Genomic DNA, 21,413 nt, shown 5'->3' with positions numbered 1-21,413 from the left:
GTTTTTTTCGTTAAATTCGTTAAATTTAAACTTAACACCGTGATTGTAGCAAATACCAAAGCTACGCTAATAATAATTATTATATAAATATTCATCTTTTGGCTCTCGTGTTTTTGAATGTAATTTGCATTATTATTTAAAGTTCGTTAGGCTCATGTTTGTGAATTAATATATCGTTTCGCTAACGATAAAAAAATAAGTTAGCGATTTTTTTCATAATATTTACTATAAGGGGTGTCAAATTTTGAAAAATAATAGAGTTATGGATTGGACGACCTTTATAGGGTCATCCGTAATTTTACTTATTGCAGTAATTCCAATGATGGTTTTTCCTAAAGCCAGTCAAGACATTATCACAACAATGAATGATGCGGTTTCAAGTACGATAGGCTCGGTGTATCTCATCATAGGTTTAGCTACTTTAATATTTGTATTATACATAGCATTTGGTAAATACGGTAATGTTACGTTAGGTAAAGCAACGGATAAGCCTGAATTTAATAATTTTAGTTGGGCGGCGATGTTATTTTGCGCTGGTATTGCTTCTGATATTTTGTATTGGGGTATTATAGAATGGGCTTTCTATTACCAGGATCCGCCTCATGGTGCTGAAGGGATGACTGATACAGCTTTAAACTATGCTACAATGTATGGCATGTTTCATTGGGGCCCCATAGCTTGGGCAACATTTGTGTTACCAGCATTATGTATTGGTTATCTTATATTTGTGAAGAAAAAACCAATCTATAAAATAAGTCAGACGCTACGACCAATTTTAAAAAGTCAGACAGATGGTTTTATTGGTCAAGTCGTTGATATCATATTCATCTTTGGTTTGTTAGGCGGCGCTGCGACTTCTTTAGCGCTGGGTGTCCCAATGATCGCAGCAGGTATTGAGCGATTGACAGGTATAGATGGGGATAACATGATAATGCGTGGTGCCATTCTGTTAATGATCACAGCGATATTTGCTTATAGTTCTTATTCAGGATTGAAAAAAGGAATTAAAGTTCTAAGTGATTGGAATGTGATATTGTCATTTGTTTTACTTGGTTTTGTATTTATAGTCGGTCCTACTGTCTTTATAATGGAAACCTCGATTACAGGCTTAGGCAATATGGTGAAAAACTTTTTCCAAATGGCGACATGGATTGAACCATTTGGCGGAGTCGGCGGACGTGAAGAAACGAAGTTCCCACAACAATGGACAATATTCTATTGGTCATGGTGGATCGTGTACGCGCCGTTTATTGGGTTATTTATTGCCCGTATTTCTAAAGGCCGTACGCTTAAAGAACTGGTGTTAGGTACATTGATATATGGCACGTTAGGCTGTGCGTTGTTCTTTGGTATTTTTGGGAACTATGCTGTTTATTTACAAATCAGCGGTGCATTTGACGTTATTCAATATTTAAATTCACATAGTACAGAAGCAACAATTATTGAAGTGTTACATCAATTGCCGTTTCCAAATGTAATTATTACGTTATTTTTAATTTCTGCAATTTTGTTCCTGGCAACTACATTTGATTCGGGGTCATATATATTGGCATCAGCTTCACAGAAAAAAGTAATTGGAGAACCATTAAAAGCAAATCGTTTATATTGGGCATTTGCTTTATGTTTATTACCGTTCGCTTTAATGTTAGTAGGTGGGGAACGTGCCTTAGAAGTGCTGAAGACAGCCTCCTTATTGGCGAGTGTACCTGTGCTTGTGGTCTTTATTATGATGATGATTGCCTTCTTAAGGACGTTATCCGAAGATCGGTTGAAGTTAGAAAACAGAGCTGAAAAATATAAAGAAGTTGAAAGACGTTCGTTGAGGATTACTCAAGTTAGAGAGAAAAAAGAAGACGATAATTTATAAACGTAAAATAAAAATATTGAAGATGCATGCTCCTTTCAAAATGGACACTTAAAAGTGAAAATATTGAAGGGAGTATTTTTTATGCTTTATAAATATAAAACAGTCCGGGACATAAAATGCCTCGGCCTTTATTAGCAGATAAACAGTAGTTGTAATCCGCTGCATAGTCCTGGGAGTGCTTATATAAGCATATAAGCATGTATATTTTTGATAGAAAAAGACAACGCAACCACTTGTGAAAAATGTAAATGCTATACCGCTCCGGAAACTTAATTATTCTTTTCTTTCTGGCATTGGAAAATATTTGAAAATTTCTCCGGATTCTAACGCATCACTTAATTGCTCTAGCCATTCATAATAAGGCAAAGTATCAAGTAATTGTTGTTTAACTTCTTTTGCTTCAGCTATTGTAGCTTCATCTGCTTTATCATTATCAATAATTTTATCAAGAATTGCTACTGCATCGTGCACGCCTTCTGAATTGATAACAATTTCTCTACGCCACTTGCGTGAAAAGAAATTTCTGAAAAAATTAAAGAAATCTTTTTCAGCGATAAAGTGTTGTTTTCTGCTACCACGTGTAAACTGTTGTTTGACGATATCGTATTCTTGAAGTCGTTTAACACCAGCACTCATACTTGGTTTACTCATTTGTAACTGTTCTCTCATTTCATCAAGTGTCATGCTATCTTCAAAGAGCATTGTCCCAAATAAGTTCCCTACACTTCTGTTTATGCCATAAAGGTCCATTGTTTCGCCAATAGCGTTAATAACAATATCTTTCGCTTCTTCTAGTTGGTAATCAGGATTATTCGAATGTACCAATTGTCCACCTCCGTCCAAATACTTGTTGAGTTCAATAATTAAATAAATAGGGATTGATTATAGTGTACATAGCATTTAAAGAAGATGCATATATAAACCCCTATCATTTTTAAACTCGTTTGACACTTTTTCAATTACTATGATAACATAAAGTTCATAAAATTCGTTAAATAAAAATTTAACAAACTTAACGGAGGTAATTTTAATGGAACTTGTAAATCATTTGTCCCGTCGTCAATATATAGATGGAGAATGGGTAGACAGCTCAAGTAAAGAAACGAGAAAAATCATAAACCCATATAACCAAGAAGTTATTTTTGAAGTAGCAGAAGGCACTGCAGAAGATAGTGAACGTGCTATTTTAGCTGCAAGACGCGCTTTTGAAGAGGGTACATGGTCTCAAGAAACAAGCGAAAATAGAGGTAAAAAAGTAAATGCTATTGCTGGATTAATTGAAACACATCGTGAAGAGCTAGCAAGACTTGAGACATTAGACACAGGTAAAACACTAGAAGAATCTTATGCAGATATGGACGACATCGCAAATGTATTTAACTATTTTGCAGGATTAGCAGACAAAGATGGCGGAGAAATCATTGATTCTCCGATTCCAAATACTGAGAGTAAAGTTATCAAAGAACCAGTAGGCGTTGTAACTCAAATTACACCTTGGAACTATCCTTTACTACAAGCATCTTGGAAAATTGCTCCAGCACTTGCAACTGGTTGTTCCCTAGTAATGAAGCCAAGTGAAATTACGCCGTTAACGACAATTCGTGTATTTGAATTAATGGAAGAAGTCGGTTTTCCTAAAGGCGTAATTAACTTAGTTTTAGGTAAAGGCTCTGAAGTTGGAGAGCCATTATCTTCACATAAAGATGTAGACTTAGTATCATTCACAGGTGGTATTAAAACAGGTAAACATATAATGAAACAAGCTGCAGATCATGTGACCAATGTGGCACTAGAATTAGGTGGAAAAAATCCAAATGTTATTTTTGAAGATGCTGATTTTGAACTTGCAGTTGATCAAGCTTTAAATGGTGGATTTTTCCATGCAGGACAAGTGTGTTCGGCAGGTGCGAGAATTATAGTTCATAACGATATCAAAAATCAATTTGAATCGGCGTTAATTGAAAGAATTAAAAATATTAAATTAGGAGACGGTTTTAACCCTGAAACAGAAATGGGGCCCGTTATCTCTGCTGAACACAGAGAAAAAATAGAAAAATATATGGAAGTTGCTAAATCAGAAAACGCTACAATTGCTATCGGTGGTAAACGACCAGAGCGCGAAGATTTAAAAGCTGGTTTTTTCTTTGAACCAACTGTAATTACTGATTGTGATACATCAATGCGTATCGTCCAAGAAGAGGTGTTTGGTCCTGTTGTAACAATCGAAGGCTTTGACACAGAAGCAGAAGCGATTGAACTCGCGAATGATTCTATTTATGGCTTAGCTGGTGGCGTATTCACTCAAGATATTAGTAAAGCTGAACGTGTTGTGAATCAATTGAAGATGGGAACTGTGTGGATCAATGATTTCCATCCATACTTTGCACAAGCGCCATGGGGCGGTTATAAGCAATCCGGTATCGGTAGAGAATTAGGTAAAGAAGGACTAGCTGAATATCAAGTCGAGAAACATATTCTTCGTAATACAAATCCAGAACCAGTCAATTGGTTTGGTAAAGCATAATAAAAGACGATTATAAATTAAAATAATATTTAAGCATTAGGAGGCTATATTAAAGATGAAAAAGTCATACGATTATATCATTATTGGTGGCGGCAGTGCCGGTTCCGTATTAGGAGGCAGATTAAGTGAAGATGCATCTAATAGTGTGTTAGTACTTGAAGCGGGTCGTAGTGACTATCCTTGGGATTTGTTAATACAAATGCCAGCCGCGTTGATGTACCCAGCAGGCAATAAACTTTATGATTGGATTTACGAAACGAATGAAGAACCACATATGGATGGTAGAAAAGTAGGACACGCACGTGGTAAAGTACTGGGTGGATCAAGTTCTATTAACGGTATGATTTATCAAAGAGGTAATCCAATGGACTATGAAAAATGGGCTAAACCAGAAGGCATGGAAAGTTGGGATTATGCACATTGTTTACCATACTTCAAACGTTTAGAAACTACATTTGGTGCGACTAAAGATGATCCGTACCGCGGTCACCATGGTCCAATTAAATTGAGACGTGGACCTGCTTCCAACCCATTATTCCAAGCATTCTTTAACGCTGGCGTAGAAGCTGGGTATAATAAAACGCCAGACGTAAATGGTTTCCGTCAAGAAGGTTTCGGACCGTTTGACAGCCAAGTACATAACGGACGCCGCGTGTCTGCATCTAGAGCATATTTACATCCTGCAATGAAACGTAAAAATTTAGAAGTACAAACACGTGCATTCGTTACGAAATTAAATTTTGATGGGAACAAAGTAACAGGCGTTACATTTAAGAAAAATGGAAAAGAGCATACAGTAAACGCTAAAGAAGTGATCTTATCAGGTGGTGCAATTAACTCACCTCAATTATTACAATTGTCTGGTATTGGTGACTCAGAACACTTGCGTTCAGTTGGCGTAGAACCACGTTTGCATTTACCAGGTGTAGGTGAAAATTTTGAAGACCATTTAGAAGTTTATGTGCAACATGCATGTAAAGAACCAGTTTCTATGCAACCAAGTTTAAATAAATTAAAAATGCCGTTGATTGGATTGCAATGGATTCTGGGACGTAAAGGTGCAGCTGCATCAAACCACTTTGAAGGTGGCGGTTTCGTTCGTTCAAACGACGAAGTAGATTATCCAAACTTAATGTTCCACTTCTTACCAATTGCAGTAAGATACGATGGTACGAAAGCACCAACTGCTCATGGTTATCAAGTGCATGTCGGACCTATGTACTCTAACTCTCGTGGGCATCTCAAGATTAAATCTAAAGATCCATTTGAAAAACCAGACTTTGTGTTTAACTACTTATCAACTGAAGAAGATAAGCGTGAATGGGTAGAAGCAATAAGAGTAGCTAGAAACATCTTATCGCAAAAAGCATTAGATCCTTTCAATGGTGGAGAAATTTCACCAGGACCAGAAGTACAAACAGATGAGGAAATTATAGAATGGGTTAAACGTGATGGAGAAACTGCATTACATCCATCATGTAGTTGTAGAATGGGGCCTAAATCTGATGAAATGTCAGTCGTAGACCCAGAAACATTTAAAGTTCATGGCATGGAAAACTTACGTGTTGTAGATGCTTCAGTGATGCCACGAACAACTAATGGTAATATTCATTCACCTGTCTTAATGATGGCTGAAAAAGCAGCAGATATCATTAGAGGTAAACAACCATTAGAACCAGAATATCTTGATTTCTATCGTCATGGTGTACACGATAAAGATGCAGGCACAATAAAATAATTAACACGTTAAGATAAAGGTGTAAAACAACGTAAGCCCTCATTAATTTATTATAAATTAATGAGGGCTTAAGATATATACTAATTATTTATTTTTTGAATTTAGGCCATCGGATATCACTTCTAAATTATAGCGTAAATAACTTAAATAAGTATCTGCATCTTCGCCTTTTTTGCCAATTTCATCAGAGTAGATTGGCTTAGGATAGATTTTAACATTACTCTCTGTAGAAACAGTTTCCATAGGCCGTTTATCTACATTAGATTCGATAAATAGTACAGGAGGTTTGTTTCTGTGAATAAATTGAACTAAATTCTTAATTTGTTCTGGAGAACCATTTTCTTCTGTATCTATGGCCCAAATATAACCTTCTTTTAAATTATAGCGTGAGGTTAAATATTGGAACGCCTGCTCACTCGTCACGAATACCTTATTATCCTTGGGGATGCTGTTTAATTTTTTATCGTAATCACGTTCAATCTCATGTAGCGATTTTAAATAACGTGCCTCATTTTTTTTGAAATATGCTTCATGCTCAGGATTTTTTTGTATTAAAGAGGAAGTAATAGCCTTTACCATTTTTTCTCCAACATAAGGATCGATGAAAGCGTGTGGGTTAACTTCTTTATTATCCTCATCTCCAATATACATAGGTTTTACATCTTTGGATACGGCCACAGCGTTACGTTTTTGATAGTCTGTTGTATCTAAAACCTTAGCTAACCAACCTTTGTCCCCGCCTTCTAAATTTAGCCCGTTATACAAAATTAAATCTGAGCGTGCAATATCTTTCATGTCGTCTGGTTTTGGCTCATAATCGTGCGGATCAGTACCTATAGGCACAAGATTTGTGACTTTTACATGTTTGCCACCAATTGACTTAGTCATATCCTCAATCATAGAAAAACTAGTAATGACTTCAATTTGATCTTTGTCGGTTTGTGTAGGGGGATGATTAGACTTTAATGTAATATCATCTTCTCTACTACAACCTACGAAAATAACAGATAATATTAAAGTGAGTATGAGTAGAACTAATTTTTTCATTCGTTTTCACCTCGCAATCGATCGTTTACTTTTAATGGATTTCCATAAGAGACCTGATTTAGGTGCTAAAAAGAATGTCACTATAAAAATCGTTGTAATAACTAATACAATGACCACGCCAGAAGGTAAATTGTAAGAAAAGCTTAAGAATAAGCCGATAACTGCAGAAATTGCCCCAATAAATGCAGAAACAAATATCATCGTGGATAATCTATTGGATAATAGATAAGCTGTTGCTGCAGGCGTGATTAGTAGAGAAACTACCAAGATAACACCGACTGTTTGTAATGAAGCTACTGTTACTAATGTTAATAAAATCATAATTGTATAATGTATAAATTTTACAGGCAAACCTGAAGCGGCAGCCATAGTAGAGTCAAAAGTAGATAATAAAAGCTCTTTATAGAAGACAATGACAATAATGAGTACAATAGCTGCAACAATCATTGTTAAAGTTCTATCTTCGCCTTTAACGGTTAAGACGTTACCAAAAAGAATTTCCGTTAAGTCAATAGAAGATTGCGCCTTGGTAACGAGTAATACACCTAACGCTAAAAAGAATGAAAATACAATGCCGATTGCAGAGTCATTTTTAATATTACTATTTTGATTTACAAATCCGATACCAAGTGCAGCTAAAATACCGAATAATGCAGCGCCATAAAAGAAATTGACGCCTAACATATAAGAAATGGCTACACCTGGTAATACTGCGTGAGAAATAGCATCTCCCATAAGTGCTAACCCTCTGAGTACGATAAAGCAACCGATGACGCCACAGACGATACCGATAATAATAGAAGTAATGAGTGCACGTTGTAGGAAACTAAATTCCATAACATCACTCACGAATTGCTGAATCATTGTCTGCACCTCCTTGTTCTGATGACACTAATATTTCCGAACCAAATGCACGTTTAATATGCTCTCCAGTAAATACATCGGAAGTAGCACCATAAGCAATTAACGATTTATTAAGCAGAATTAACCCATCAAAATATTTATTCACTTTAGATAAATCATGATGAACGATTAATATTGTTCTGCCTTGTCTGGCCATTTCTTTTAACAATTTAATGATAATATTTTCGCTTGTAATATCGATACCTACGAAAGGTTCATCCAAAAAGACCAAGTCAGCGTCTTGGATAATTGTTCTTGCAATTAAAATACGTTGAAATTGTCCACCTGATAAATCACTGATTTGTCTATTGCGGTAATCATACATATTAACCTTTTTTAAAGCTTCTTCAGCTTTTTGTTTTGCGTGTTTACCCGGTCTTTGTAAAGGGTTAAGTGTGGGGAAAATACCTAAAATAACACAATCAATGACTTTCATAGGGAAAGTCGTATCAATATTACTTTTTTGCTCAACGTAAGATAAATTTTTACGTTGTGTTTTGATTGGTTTATCATTATATAATGTATAACCAGAATGAGGTAATAAATCTAACATAGCTTTGATTAACGTTGATTTACCTGCACCATTGGGTCCTATAATGCCATAAATATTACCTGGTGGGACTTCTAAACTAATCTCTTTTAAAGCTTCAATTGTATTATTATAAGTTACTGTAATATTTTTTGTTTCTAACATTTTGTTCCCTCCAACTATTCTAATGTAACAAAATAATATTATTAGGTAAACCTAAAAATATTATTTACATTACCTTTTTTAAATGTTTAAAGCATGCTTTGTTGTTTTTTTGAATTATAAAATAATTATATATAAACCATTGTCAAAAGAGTTATTATTTGATTAACTGGACTATAAAGATTTTTAAGGGGAGATTGAATTGAAGCACTTGCTTAAACAACTAAATGAAAGTAAAAAAGGCGTAGATATAAGTTTGATCATATGCTTTATTATTTTGGGGGTTATAGGTGTTATTATGGTATACAGTGCCAGCATGGTGCCAGCAGCTAAAGGGGCGTTAACTGGTGGCCAAGCGATTTCAAGCGATTACTTTATGAAAAAACAATTTACTTTTTTAGTTTTAGGTATTTTAATCATTGTTATTTCATTATTTATTAATATCAATATATTAAAGCACACTAAAGTACAAATGTTGATTGTATTTGGCACGTTGGTGCTGTTATGTTTAACTGTGTTAATTGGTAAAGAAGTTAATGGATCAAAAAATTGGATAAACTTAGGCTTTTTTAGTGTTCAATCTTCAGAATTTTTAAAGTTAACTTCTATTTTTTATCTTTCTTATATCATTAATCAACGTTTAACGAGTCGACAGCATCATAAATTAAGTTACCTCTTTGCGCCTTTATTTTTACTGGGTATTGGCTTAGTATTAGTTTTACTTCAAGGCGACTTGGGAGGTACTGTATTAACGGTAGGTATTATTGCTTGTATACTTATCTATTCAGGTATAACAAATAAAGTTAAGTTGCAAGTTATGGGGTTTACTTTAATCCCTATGGTTTTTTATTTGATTTATACTTTAATGATAGATTCAGAAAATACATACAGATTAAAACGGATTAACGTTATGATAAACCCTTTTAAGTATGAGAGTGACGATGGTTACCAGTTGACAAGTGCCCTTATGTCTATTGGTAATGGGGGATTTAGTGGTAATGGGCTAGGTAATGGTGTGGCTAAGTTAGGGTATTTGCCTGAACCGCATACAGACTTTATTTTCACAGTAATTGCTGAAGAACTTGGTTTAATAGGCGTATTATTTATTTTAATTATTTACGGTTTTATTTTATTTAAAGGTCTTATATATGCGAATAAAACACGTAATCATTTTTATAAATTAATATGTGTAGGGATTGTGAGCTACTTATTTATCCAAGTGTTTGTTAATTTAGCAGGTATATCAGGCTTAATTCCGTTAACAGGGGTAACGCTCCCATTGTTAAGTTATGGTGGATCCTCGATGCTGAGTGTCAGTATTGCATTTGGTACATTGCTTGCTGTGACGAAAAAGATAAATGAAGAAAATAAAATGAATTCTGATAAAGGTTATTAAATAATCAAAATTTATGAATGTTGTAATATATAATAACGCCGATCGCAAAGAATTAATGCGACCGGCGTTATTATATGTTTTGTGATTTACTTGTCATGTGTTATTAAATCAGCTATGGCTTTCGATGCTTTACCGTTTTCAATTGAACAGAAATTATCATGGAATTGATTTATTTTTGCTTTATAATCTGTTTCAATTTGATCTAAGCGTTGTAAATCTTCTGCTAATTGATAGGCGTCTTGGTAAATAGGGCCAGGTAAATCTTTATGATAGTCTAGGTAGAATCCTCTTAAATCTTTAGCATATTTATCTAAGTCATAAGCAAAGAAAATTTGAGGTCTTTTGAGAACGCCATAATCAAACATAACAGAAGAATAATCTGTTATTAGACAATCAGAGATTAAATATAATTCTGAGATATCGCTATAATCTGATACATCAATTGCAAAATCTTCAAATCCTCTTAAGTCTAAAGCATTAGCAATTAAATAGTGCATTCTTAATAAAATGACATAGTCATCACCAATTTTTTGTTGCAAATTACTTAAATCAATTTTTAAATCAAATAGATATTTACCTTTTTTAACAAATTCATCATCACGCCAGGTAGGTGCATACATAATGACTTTTTTATCTTTAGGTAGATTTAAATTTTCTTTGATTTCTTGAATATAATCTTGATCATTAGCGCGATTGACTAATACATCATTTCTAGGGTATCCAATTTCAAGTATTTTTTCTGGAGGCATCCAGAAAGCTGTTTCAAATATTTTAGATGAGTACGCGTTTGGCGAAATAAGGTAATCCCAGCGACTTGTTTCTTCTTTGAAGTTTCGTTTGTAATTCTCTGTAGTGGTTCCAGGCATACGGATAACTTTCATATCGTTAGCTAAACGTTTTAGCGGTGTTCCGTGCCAAGTTTGGATGTAAACTTGATTAGCTTTTTTATTTAAGTATAATGGTAATCTTGCGTTCGTCACCCAGTATTTAGCGTTAGCATAAGCTTCGTAATATGCTTTGGAGCCTTTTTTGACTTTTGTAGCAGGACCAGGTAAATAAACTTGGTTAGGTTTGCTAAACACCCAAATAAATTCATAGTTTGGGTGGTATTTCATCATATATTCATAGATATATTTTGGACTATCACTATAGTTCTTACCACCGAAAGCTTCGAACACGATTGTATTGGGTTTGACTTTATTTTCATTGTCAGTAAGTAGATACAATGAACGATTTTTATTTTTACGACGTAAAATAACATTTTTAGCTAAGCGTGCATTCTTTCTTAACTTATTAATTTTAAATGCTGGTTTTTTCTTGTTAAACATCAACATTAAGGATTCTAAAATAAATAATGGTTTTTCACTTTTGAAAATAGTAGTCATTAATTGTTTAGTTACTTTTGGTAATAACTCACTATTAGCTTCATATCTTTCTGGTGTTTTCTTTAGTGAAGGTTCAAATGAATCCTTATATAAATTTTTCATTTTATTTTTGATGAATTTTTTATTTTCTTTTAATGGTGCACGTTTCACCGAATCAGAAAAACTATATACATAGTCGTTGAAAATAATGTTAAAGCTTTGTGTAGATAACGTTGGTTTTTCAAATGGGTCGTAAATTTCGCCTTTGATATAGAAAGGAAACCTACTGACTCTTACAAATCCATTAGCATATTTAATAAATTCTAAGATGAATGACCAGTCAATAAATATATTTAAATCTTCGTTGAATTTAATGTCGTGGCCGCGCATGATTGCTGTCTTGAAAACAATATTACATGCTGAATGCTTACGTAAAAATTGATTTGATTTTGATTTTGTATTTAAATATTCTACTTTCACTAAGTTTTGATCTACGTATTGTGGAACATCTAAAGTGAAAGAATGGATAGGCGCGATTAAAGCATCATATTGGTTTAATTTTTTCATATAAAATGCAAGCGCATAAGACGCAAGATAATCATCCGAATCTACAAATATAAAATACGGTGACGTTACTTCTTGTAGCGCAATATTTCTCGCATGTGCGTGACCATAGTTTTGTTTTAAATCAATTACTTTAATGGGAAGATCCCAATTTTTAATAGTATCGTTTGCAATTTTTTTTGAATTATCAGTTGAGCCATCATTAACTAATATTAATTCAAAATCTTGGAATCTTTGATTTTTTAGACTATTCAAGCAATTTTCAATATAATCTTCTGAGTTATAATAAGTTACAATGACCGATATAGATTTCATTACTTTACCTCTTTTTCAATTATCTCTATTTATTATTTAAAGTAAAATATAATGTTCATATTCTTAAATAATAGGATATTTTATAATTTAATTATTATTCTATTTGAGAATCAAAGCGGATTTACCTATTTTACTACAATATAAAGATATATTCAAAATATCAACCATTGATTTTTTATGATCGTATTTTGTGATGTATATATTATATATAGATAATTAGTTTTTATAACAAATTCAATTATAACATTTATGTAAAATGATGACTTTATAGAGTTCGTTAATCAGAAAAATTTTTGAGTAAATAAAAAATAAAACCTTAAACAAATGATTTGTATATTTAATTAAATTGAGTATAATTTGATTTTGTGAAAAAAGTTAAGGAGAGATATAAAAATGAAAAGTAATGATTTTGAAGATATTGTATTAAATAGAAAGTCAGTAAAAGTATTTGACGAAAATGTAAAAATTCCTCAAACAGAAATGGAAGAGATGATACAAAAGGCAACCAAAGCCCCTTCATCTGTAAATATGCAACCTTGGAGATTTTTAGTTGTCGAAAGTGAAGAAGGCAAAGATAAATTAAGACCACTTGTTCGATTTAACACACGTCAAAATGACACATCATCTGCTATGGTTATTATATTAGGAGATATGAAAAACTATGAGTATGGTGAAGAAATATACAGTAATGCAGTTTTAAATGGCTATATGCCAGAAAATGTAAAAATTGAAATGCTAGGGAAAATATTACCGTTATATCAAAGTTTAAACCGTACAGAAATGAACGATATTATTAAAATAGATAGTAGTTTGGCAGCTATGCAATTGATGCTTGTTGCAAGATCACATGGTTATGATACGAATCCAATAGGCGGATTTGAAAAAGATCAAATTGCTGAGACTTTTGGTTTAGACGCTACGCGTTTTGAACCAGTAATGATTGTTGCGATTGGGAAAGCAAAAAATCCTGGGCATGATTCTTATAGATTATCGGCAGATACGGTTACAAAATACGTTTAAAATGGATGTATTTAAATTGATAAATATGAATGTAAATTAAGATAAATAGTGGTCATTGTTTGTTAATGGTAGTTAGATTTCATGCGATATATAAACATTTATGAGTAAAATAAAAAATCTCCTATTTTCGAAATTGGGCTCCCTTTTGGCTAAAAATACAAAAACACCTTCGTGTATTCATATTAAAATGAGTTTATACGGAGGTGTTTTTATAGTTGATTAAGTTATAAAAAGTTTATATATGTATTTATAGGTTAAATTGATAGTGAAAAATATAAAATTAAGATTATGTTAAATAGAAAGGATTGTTTTATAAGTGCTGAAATACAAGTTTTTACTTACTTTATTATTTTTACTTTTTATAGTTGGTAGTATATTTTGTGTGCTTAATATAAAGCATTTAAATCACAATATTTCTTTTTATGCAGTAGGGGATAATTTAATTCATCCAGAAGTTTACAATGATGCATTAAAAGCTGATGGAAGCTTTGATTTTAAACCGATGTACTGCCCCATTAAAAGCGATGTTGAATCTGCGGATATTGCTTTTATTAATCAAGAATCTCCGATTGGCGGAGACAGTAAAGGATTATCTGGTTTTAAGCGTTTCAATACACCGGAGGCGATAGCAAGAGATATATCAAACACTGGTTTTGATTTAGTAAATGGGTCTAATAACCATACATTAGACCAAGGTTCAAGTGGTCTTATAAATGAGATTAACCTTTGGGAAAAATTTGAGGACATAGCGTATTTTGGTACGTATGATTCACAAAATAATCGTAATACAATTCAAACGATACATAAAAATAATGTAGATGTTGCTTTATTAAGTTATACATATGGCACGAATGATATCCAACCTAAACAACCGTATTATATTAATTATTTTGATGAAAAACAAATTAAGCAAGATGTGGTTAAAGCTAAAAAACAAAGTGATGTAGTGATTGTTTCGGCACATTGGGGTAACGAAGGTAAACACCAACCTAACCAAATGCAACAAAAATATGCCAAAATATTTGCTGATGCTGGTGTGGATGTAGTGATTGGAACACATCCGCATGTAATTCAACCTGTAAAATGGATAAAGGGTAAAAATAATCATAAAACCTTAGTTGCTTATTCTCTGGGAAATTTTTTGAATGGACAATCAACAGGTGATGAAAATAATATACTCGGTGGTAATATAGCGTTTAATATTAAAAAAACACCTAAAGGCATAGAAATCAATAATGTAAAATGGAAGTCGCTTGTGACTCATTATGAAATGCAGCAGTCATTCTATAAAGATGACAGGCATAATTTTAAAATGTACTCATTAAATCAATATAATGATGCATTAGCACGCAAACACGGTTTAAATCAAAATGATAAGGGAGAGGTAACAACAAAGCGTTTAAAAACAATTACACAAGACAACATTAACGATGCATTTCTAACTGAGCAGAGCTACTAAACAATTACTAAAGTAAGTCATGTTAAAGCCAAATGTATAAATGGTTACATTAGAAATAATTTTAAAATAAACAAGAAGAAACACAGTCAGTTTACAATCTTTGACTGTGTTTCTTCTTGTTTATTTTACTTTTTTAGCTAACTTTGTGATGTAATTAAAGAAATCGTTATGTTCAACATGGTTCACGACAGAAAGTAACCGCCCGTTTTGTTCATCGATATAGGTACGACCTTGACTAGGACCTTCCGTATAAACAGAGGCTTTAACATCATATTGCTTTACAAGGTTTGGTTTACCTACATAAGCGGTAGTCAAAACATCCCATAAAAAATAAGTAGAATTTGTTTGGAAATGTGTGAGAGGTGGAACAGCTGCATAACTTACACCTAAAAAATCTACGCCTGTATAATGACGTTCGTTTGCCCACATTTGTCTGATATCCCACGTCATTGGGACCTGATTCGTGCTTTCTAAAGCGACCATATCAATTTTCATTTCTGTATCAAAAACAGTTTTAACTGCTTCAGGATCCCAGAACGCGTTCCATTCAGCTGTACCATCATGTTCTGGTTCTTCAACATTTCCTTTTTCTAAGAATGTGCCACCCATCCAAACAAGACGTTCAATGTTATGGACAATTTTTGGATCCACAGTAATGGCTTTAGCTAAATCAGTAAGTGGGCCAGTAAATAATAATGTTACTTTTTCTTTGCTCATGTTCACTTTTTCTATAATATCTTCGTAAGCTGAATCCGCTAATAGTTGAGATTGTTGAGGTACTTGTTCATTTAAAATAGGTAGGGCATCCATAAAAAGGGCATGCATACGCCAGTCTTTAGGGAATGGGTTCTTACCACGTTCTTTCGAAGCTGCTATGTGAATAGGCGTTTTTGAAAAACGATTCACTATTTTTTGAGAAGCGCTTGTAGCTGGTTCGATATAACTATCGGCACCAATTGCGCTGACACCAATTAAATCGATATCCTCCATATGTATTAATAAGAAAAGCGAAATTAAATCATCTACGCCACCATCATGATTGAAATAAACCTTCTTCATAATATTTAGTCCTCCAATTTTGATTATTTAAAATGATTATACCAAATAAGTATCAAATACATATCTTTGTTTATCAACGCATAGATTATTAAATTGATTAAATATATAAAATGAAATTTTAAATATACATCATTCAAGTGTTTATAAATTAATGTATAGGTTATTTTATATTTATGAAAGTAAATAAGGGGTGTTATTTTTGTGAAGTTTAAAAAAGAAAAAGTGAATCATATAGATTCAGGTCAAGCTAAAAAAGGGGTTGTAGCTACGGGGATTGGTAATGCAATCGAATGGTTTGATTTTGGTCTATACGCGCAATTAGCAGTGATTATAAGTGCAAATTTCTTTGGTAATCTACCACAAGAAATGCAGATTGTTTCAACATTTGCTGTATTTGCGTTTGCATTTATTGTAAGACCTATCGGTGGCATATTTTTTAGTCACTTAGGAGATAAATATGGTCGGAAAATTGTTTTATCGACAACTATTTTATTAATGGCAGCTTCAACATTGATGCTTGGTTTATTACCGACCCAAGAACAAATTGGTATTTGGGCGCCTATATTATTGTTAGTTGTACGAATGATTCAATCATTTTCAACAGGTGGGGAATACGCAGGCGCAATGACGTATATTGCTGAGACTTCGCCAGATAAAACACGTGGCAAATTAGGCAGTGGACTTGAGGTAGGTACACTTGCTGGAAATATTTTAGCCGCCATATTAGCAGGTACGATGTATAGCTTGTTGAACGATCAACAAATGGCTGAATGGGGTTGGAGAATTCCATTTATCATTGCAGCGCCATTAGGTATTGTGGGTATTATCCTTCGTTCATCACTTGATGAAAGTCCTGCATATGAGTCTACGTTAGAAGAACAAGAAGAATTAGAATATTCATATTTAGATATATTTAAATATTATTGGAAAGATGTAGTGGTTTGCTTTACAGGTGTGGCTTTCTTAAATGTAGCTAATTATATGGTGTTATCTTATATGCCATCTTTCTTAAATGCAACGATTAATTTAGGTGGAACGATGGGCTCTATACTCAGTACGATTACGATGTTACTTATGATACCAGCTGTTTTTTTCTTCGGTTGGTACAGTGATAAAATTGGTAATAAGCGTACCATTATATTTGGTTTAGTTGGATTTAGTTTATTCTCCGTACTCGCGTTTTGGTTAATGAGTATACCGATGTTGCCGTTCGTGGTGATTGGGTTATTTATCATTGCACTATTTATGTCAACATTTGAAGGCGTTATGCCTTCAGTATTACCGAGTATGTTCCATACTAAAGTGAGATTACGTACGTTGTCTCTTGTTTATAATATCGGCGCTGCTATTTTTGGCGGTTTAACGCCATTTATACTTTCTACATTGGTAGAAACGACCGGACAACAAATTGCACCATCGTATTATTTAATGTTCATTAATGTAGTTGGACTTATTATTTTCTTAACTATGTTTAAATCCACATCAAATAAATCTCTAAGAGGATCATATCCAAACGTTGAAACACAAGAAGATTTTGAAGACGTCATTCAAAATCCAAAGGACGCATTATGGTGGGAGCAAGAAGTTAAGCATGAATATCAAGGACCAACATACAACGATTAGAAAATATATCATATAAATGAATGAGGCTGAGACATTGTTATGTCCAGCCTCATATTTTTATGTAAGGCGCACAATTTATTTAATGTAATAGTATATTGAAGTAAGTGAATATGACTATAAATTAAAATTTAAGTTAGTTTAAAAAATAAAAGAAAAATCAAATAAATAATTTATTATTAAGTCATTTGTGGTATTATAAAAACAATAAAACTTAAGGGGAGGCTGAAGGGTATGTCTAAGTCAGTAAAGATAATTATTGTAGTCGTTATTGGGGTATTATTAATTGCAGGTATAGGGGGCGCTGCTTTTTACTATTTTGCCAAAAACACACCTAAGAACACATATTTATTAAGTGAAAAAGAAACAGCGAATCAATTTCAAACATACGCAAAGGATCGTTTTGAAAATGAGTTCGAATTTCAAGATAAAATGAAAGATGAGTCATATTTAATTGATTTAAAAGCAAATGCAGATGTGCCAAAACGTTTATTGGAGTCATCAGGTATTCCTCGATCCGTTGCAGATGCTTCTGAATTAGGATTAACAGTGGGACATGATCCTAAAAAAGAAAAATCAGTTTTAGCGTTAAATCCAACGATTGCAGACAATGAAATTGGGAAGTTTCAATGGGCTGCAGATAAAGATAACCAATATTATGCATCGCCGTTATTTGATAATGTGTATAAAGCAAAAAATGATGAGCTCATTGATGTTTATGAAAAAATAACAGGTGATACATCAAGTGCTACAAATCGTGATAGCGTCATCACAAATGATACATTAAATTTGAATTCATTATTATCAGGCACACAAATTTCGCAAGAAGATATTGATGAACTGAGTAGTAAATATACAGATATTATTATAGATAAATTAGATGATGATCATTTTGAAAAAGAAAAAAAGACAATTGATGTAAATGGTGACGATACAGATGTTAATAAAGTGACATTAAACATCAATCGTAGTGAGACAAAATCCATTCTGAAATCAGTTTTAGAAAAAGCTAAGAAAGATAAAGACATTAAAAAAATTGCAGAAGATCAATTCAAAGTTGAAGATTATGAAGATAGTGTGGATGATGCGTTACAAGAAGTAAAAGATACGGATAAAGATGATTTCCCGAGTATTAAATCAGTAATTTGGGAAGAAGACAATCAAATTCTTAAACGTGAACTCACAGCTAAAGATAATAATAACCAAGAAGTGAAATTAGAAGGTGAGAGTCAAATTGATGATGATAAGTTAGTTGTAGATTATAAGGTTATTGCAGATGATACTGAATTGTCATTAAAAGGTAAATCTACAAAAGACGAGGATAAATATAAAGATAGTTATACTGTGGGCACTGACGAAAGTTATAAGAAATCAGAAATTAAATTAACAAATAACGAAACTCAAGATGGAGATAAACGCACAGATAAAGGCAAGGTTGTTGTTGATGCGAATTACCAAACGACTGAATTTGAATATAACAATCAGTTAGAAACTGATGTGAAGAATAATACACAAAAACAAGATTTTAAACTTACTACAGATATCGAATATGAACCAGTAACATTTAATATTAAAGGTGAAACAAAGCTTAAAGATGATATTAAATTTGACCAATCAGATGCTGAAGATTTAAATAGTATGTCTGATAATGATTTTGAAAAGTTACAGAAAGAAATTTCGAAAAACGCAGAGGATATCGTTAAAGATTTAGCTAAAGACTTTGAAAAATAATTGAGAAGGGAGTGGTTAAATGAAAACATTACAATTGTTTCGCATTTACCACTCTTTTTTATTGAAAAAATGGCATTTACTACTATATATATTGCTTATTCTTATAGGGTTGCTTGCCACTTTGTTAGTGGTTCAGCAATTTAATCAAGGTGACGAAAAATTTAGAATTGGCGTTGTCGATAGAGATCAATCTCCTGAAACACAACTTATCCTTCAGTCACTGGGTGATGGCGCTAACTTTGGAAAAGATATTAGTATTAAAAAATATAATAAAAAGGAAGCCCAAAAAAAATTAGAAGCTAAAAATTTAGAAGGTTATTATATTTTTGAAAAGGGCATGACGCATGCTTTTTATAAAAATGGAAGTTTACCTATTTCAGTATATACATATGATAAACAGTCAACCCAAAGCCTGGTTATCAATCAGTTAACGGACTCAGTATATCACAGGTTAATGTTATCGATGGGCGGAGGGTTAACATATACAACATTGGCAACACATAAAGATAAAGAAGCTACATTAATGATGTTGACAGACTTGTTATTTACAGGATTAAATCGTACTGGTGCCTTTGATTATGAGCCAATCCATGTATATGATAGTGCAAGTTATTACGTAGTAACTACTTACTTAGCTTCCATTTATATTTTAGCTTTGTCGCTGTTCACAATTTTAAAAATGAATCAAACGACTGCATTGAGATCAAGATTGTGCATGTATCATTTTTCTTTTGAAAAATTAACGTTAATACGAAGCTTATTTACGCTATTTTATACAAGCTTATGGGCAGTTGTCGGCGTTTTATGGGTGCTTAAAGTATTACCTAATCAATTTGAGAGTTATAATTGGTTAACCATTATAATTCAGCTGATCTATTATGTATTAATGATTATCATTTGGTTAACTATTATTGATTTGATTGCTTTTAAATGGATGAACTATGTATTAAAAAGTATATTGAGCATATTAATCCTTGTACTATCTGGTCTTACGATACCAACGATTTATTTTAAACATTCAATATTGGGAATATTTGATTCCTCGCCATTGAGTTTTGTGACGAACCAAATGCTAGAAATTGTGTTGAATAATTATATTTTGGATATGTCAATCACCTTTTATGGCAGTATACTTTTATCTATCCTCATCTTAATATGGATAGTTGTTGGGAGGTATCGTTTATGATTCAACCCTATTTTTTCATAGTTGTAAAAAAACAATGGAAACAGCATTTAATGTTTTTATGCGTCTTATTGTTCACTTTATTATCGATTTGGAGTGTATACAAAGTATTGAATAAATCGCTTCAAATTCCAGTGGCAATACAAGATATGGATCAATCATCGGTTTCTAAAGCATTAGTCCAAAATATTACACGCAATGAATTTATTACAACAATTAAAGTGCCAACTGATGAAACATACTTAGATGAATATATAGATAGAAAAGAAGCAACCGTCAGTTTGAAAATTCCTGAAAATTTTAGCCAGCGGCTACAAGAAAATAATCTAAAAGAAACTATTGTATTATATGGAAGAGATGATTTTATTGGTAACATTACATTAGAAATCATAAGTAGGTCACTATACGAACAACAAATTCCGAATATCATCAAAAGTCATCTAGAGTATAAAGGTGATGACGTTACTTTAAATAAAGTAAATAATACATTGAATAAAAAGACACCTCAATCTCAAATCGCACATTACTTTGTAAAAGACCATTCAGAAACTTCTATTTCATTAAGTATTATTTTTGCGATCGTGTTGTGTGTTAGTAGTATACAAATTGTGTTACATCAGAGGTTAAAACAAAATGGTCCGCTCATCCGATTGTTTATATACCAATACAGTCAATTGAAATTGTATGCTACATATATTATTACACATACAGTTTTATTATTAGCGGTACTAGTCATAAGCGCTATATTGTTTAACCAATCGTTATCATGGGGATTTTATTCGAAATCATTTTTAATTATTTTGCTATTTGAAGCGGGGGTTACTTACTTATTATTCAAAGTAAACACATTGAGTCATAGATTATTTTTGACGTTGATATATGGACTTGTCATAAGTTTCATTTATATCGTCATACAGATTTAGGAGGGATGG

Annotated in this window: 16 protein-coding genes; 10 read left to right on the top strand and 6 right to left on the bottom strand. The window is 32.7% G+C overall.

Annotated features, from left to right (window positions below; all coding sequences use genetic code 11):
- Positions 1–244: 244 nt before the first annotated feature.
- The gene (locus tag KA900_RS05665; protein WP_096808258.1) at positions 245–1,867 is read left to right on the top strand and encodes a BCCT family transporter; all 1,623 of its coding nucleotides are present in this window, start codon (positions 245–247) and stop codon (positions 1,865–1,867) included.
- 273 nt (positions 1,868–2,140) lie between these two features.
- Here KA900_RS05665 and cudC read toward each other — a convergent pair whose 3' ends face one another.
- Positions 2,141–2,692 (bottom strand): choline uptake/conversion transcriptional regulator CudC, encoded by a 552-nt coding sequence (gene cudC, locus KA900_RS05660; RefSeq protein ID WP_096808259.1) that lies wholly within the window; start codon positions 2,690–2,692, stop codon positions 2,141–2,143.
- 205 nt (positions 2,693–2,897) lie between these two features.
- On the opposite strand from cudC, the gene betB reads away from it, so the two are divergent.
- Positions 2,898–4,391, top strand: coding sequence for a betaine-aldehyde dehydrogenase (gene betB / locus KA900_RS05655; RefSeq protein WP_103372700.1), 1,494 nt, complete (start codon positions 2,898–2,900; stop codon positions 4,389–4,391).
- A gap of 55 nt (positions 4,392–4,446) precedes the next feature.
- On the top strand, positions 4,447–6,129 hold the full coding sequence (betA, locus tag KA900_RS05650) for a choline dehydrogenase (RefSeq protein ID WP_096808261.1): 1,683 nt from the start codon (positions 4,447–4,449) through the stop codon (positions 6,127–6,129).
- An 84-nt stretch (positions 6,130–6,213) separates the two neighbouring features.
- Here the strand turns inward: betA and KA900_RS05645 are convergent, their stop codons facing one another.
- From KA900_RS05645 to KA900_RS05635, 3 genes are read right to left on the bottom strand one after another with little or no spacing between them, the layout of a single operon-like run.
- Positions 6,214–7,176 carry a metal ABC transporter solute-binding protein, Zn/Mn family gene (locus tag KA900_RS05645; protein WP_096808262.1) on the bottom strand — a complete coding sequence of 321 codons (963 nt, stop codon included), beginning with the start codon at positions 7,174–7,176 and terminating at the stop codon, positions 6,214–6,216.
- A gap of 6 nt (positions 7,177–7,182) precedes the next feature.
- Positions 7,183–8,040, bottom strand: coding sequence for a metal ABC transporter permease (locus tag KA900_RS05640; protein WP_115341849.1), 858 nt, complete (start codon positions 8,038–8,040; stop codon positions 7,183–7,185).
- On the bottom strand, positions 8,018–8,773 hold the full coding sequence (locus tag KA900_RS05635) for a metal ABC transporter ATP-binding protein (RefSeq protein ID WP_115341850.1): 756 nt from the start codon (positions 8,771–8,773) through the stop codon (positions 8,018–8,020). Before KA900_RS05635 ends, KA900_RS05640 begins: the two co-directional genes overlap by 23 nt.
- Before the next feature lie 199 nt (positions 8,774–8,972).
- Here KA900_RS05635 and KA900_RS05630 point away from each other — a divergent pair, with 199 nt between their 5' ends.
- The gene (locus KA900_RS05630) at positions 8,973–10,166 is read left to right on the top strand and encodes an FtsW/RodA/SpoVE family cell cycle protein (RefSeq protein ID WP_115341851.1); all 1,194 of its coding nucleotides are present in this window, start codon (positions 8,973–8,975) and stop codon (positions 10,164–10,166) included.
- Positions 10,167–10,252: 86 nt separating this feature from the next.
- Here the strand turns inward: KA900_RS05630 and KA900_RS05625 are convergent, their stop codons facing one another.
- Positions 10,253–12,409 (bottom strand): bifunctional glycosyltransferase/CDP-glycerol:glycerophosphate glycerophosphotransferase, encoded by a 2,157-nt coding sequence (locus KA900_RS05625; RefSeq protein ID WP_115341853.1) that lies wholly within the window; start codon positions 12,407–12,409, stop codon positions 10,253–10,255.
- A 393-nt stretch (positions 12,410–12,802) separates the two neighbouring features.
- Between KA900_RS05625 and KA900_RS05620 the strand changes: the two genes are divergently transcribed.
- Positions 12,803–13,429, top strand: a complete 627-nt coding sequence (locus KA900_RS05620) for a nitroreductase family protein (protein WP_096808267.1) — start codon at positions 12,803–12,805, stop codon at positions 13,427–13,429.
- 316 nt (positions 13,430–13,745) lie between these two features.
- A complete protein-coding gene (locus KA900_RS05615; RefSeq protein ID WP_210139354.1) occupies positions 13,746–14,888 on the top strand; it encodes a CapA family protein in 1,143 nt (380 codons plus the stop codon).
- A 120-nt stretch (positions 14,889–15,008) separates the two neighbouring features.
- Here the strand turns inward: KA900_RS05615 and KA900_RS05610 are convergent, their stop codons facing one another.
- Complete coding sequence (locus KA900_RS05610; protein WP_210139353.1) at positions 15,009–15,947, bottom strand: nucleoside hydrolase; 939 nt, start codon at positions 15,945–15,947, stop codon at positions 15,009–15,011.
- A 201-nt stretch (positions 15,948–16,148) separates the two neighbouring features.
- Here KA900_RS05610 and KA900_RS05605 point away from each other — a divergent pair, with 201 nt between their 5' ends.
- The 4 genes from KA900_RS05605 (at position 16,149) to KA900_RS05590 (ending at position 21,404) form a co-directional block, all read left to right on the top strand.
- The gene (locus KA900_RS05605; RefSeq protein WP_096808269.1) at positions 16,149–17,570 is read left to right on the top strand and encodes an MFS transporter; all 1,422 of its coding nucleotides are present in this window, start codon (positions 16,149–16,151) and stop codon (positions 17,568–17,570) included.
- A 231-nt stretch (positions 17,571–17,801) separates the two neighbouring features.
- On the top strand, positions 17,802–19,298 hold the full coding sequence (locus KA900_RS05600; protein WP_096808270.1) for a DUF6583 family protein: 1,497 nt from the start codon (positions 17,802–17,804) through the stop codon (positions 19,296–19,298).
- A 19-nt stretch (positions 19,299–19,317) separates the two neighbouring features.
- A complete protein-coding gene (locus KA900_RS05595; protein ID WP_103373090.1) occupies positions 19,318–20,484 on the top strand; it encodes an ABC transporter permease in 1,167 nt (388 codons plus the stop codon).
- Positions 20,481–21,404, top strand: coding sequence for an ABC transporter permease (locus KA900_RS05590; RefSeq protein WP_096808272.1), 924 nt, complete (start codon positions 20,481–20,483; stop codon positions 21,402–21,404). The genes KA900_RS05595 and KA900_RS05590 overlap by 4 nt, the downstream gene beginning before the upstream one ends.
- Positions 21,405–21,413: the final 9 nt, after the last annotated feature.

The organism is Staphylococcus sp. GDY8P120P, from assembly GCF_017892065.1.
Lineage (GTDB): Bacteria > Bacillota > Bacilli > Staphylococcales > Staphylococcaceae > Staphylococcus > Staphylococcus nepalensis.
Note: the sequence above shows the minus strand (reverse complement) of the source record. Positions and strands in the feature narration are given on the sequence as shown.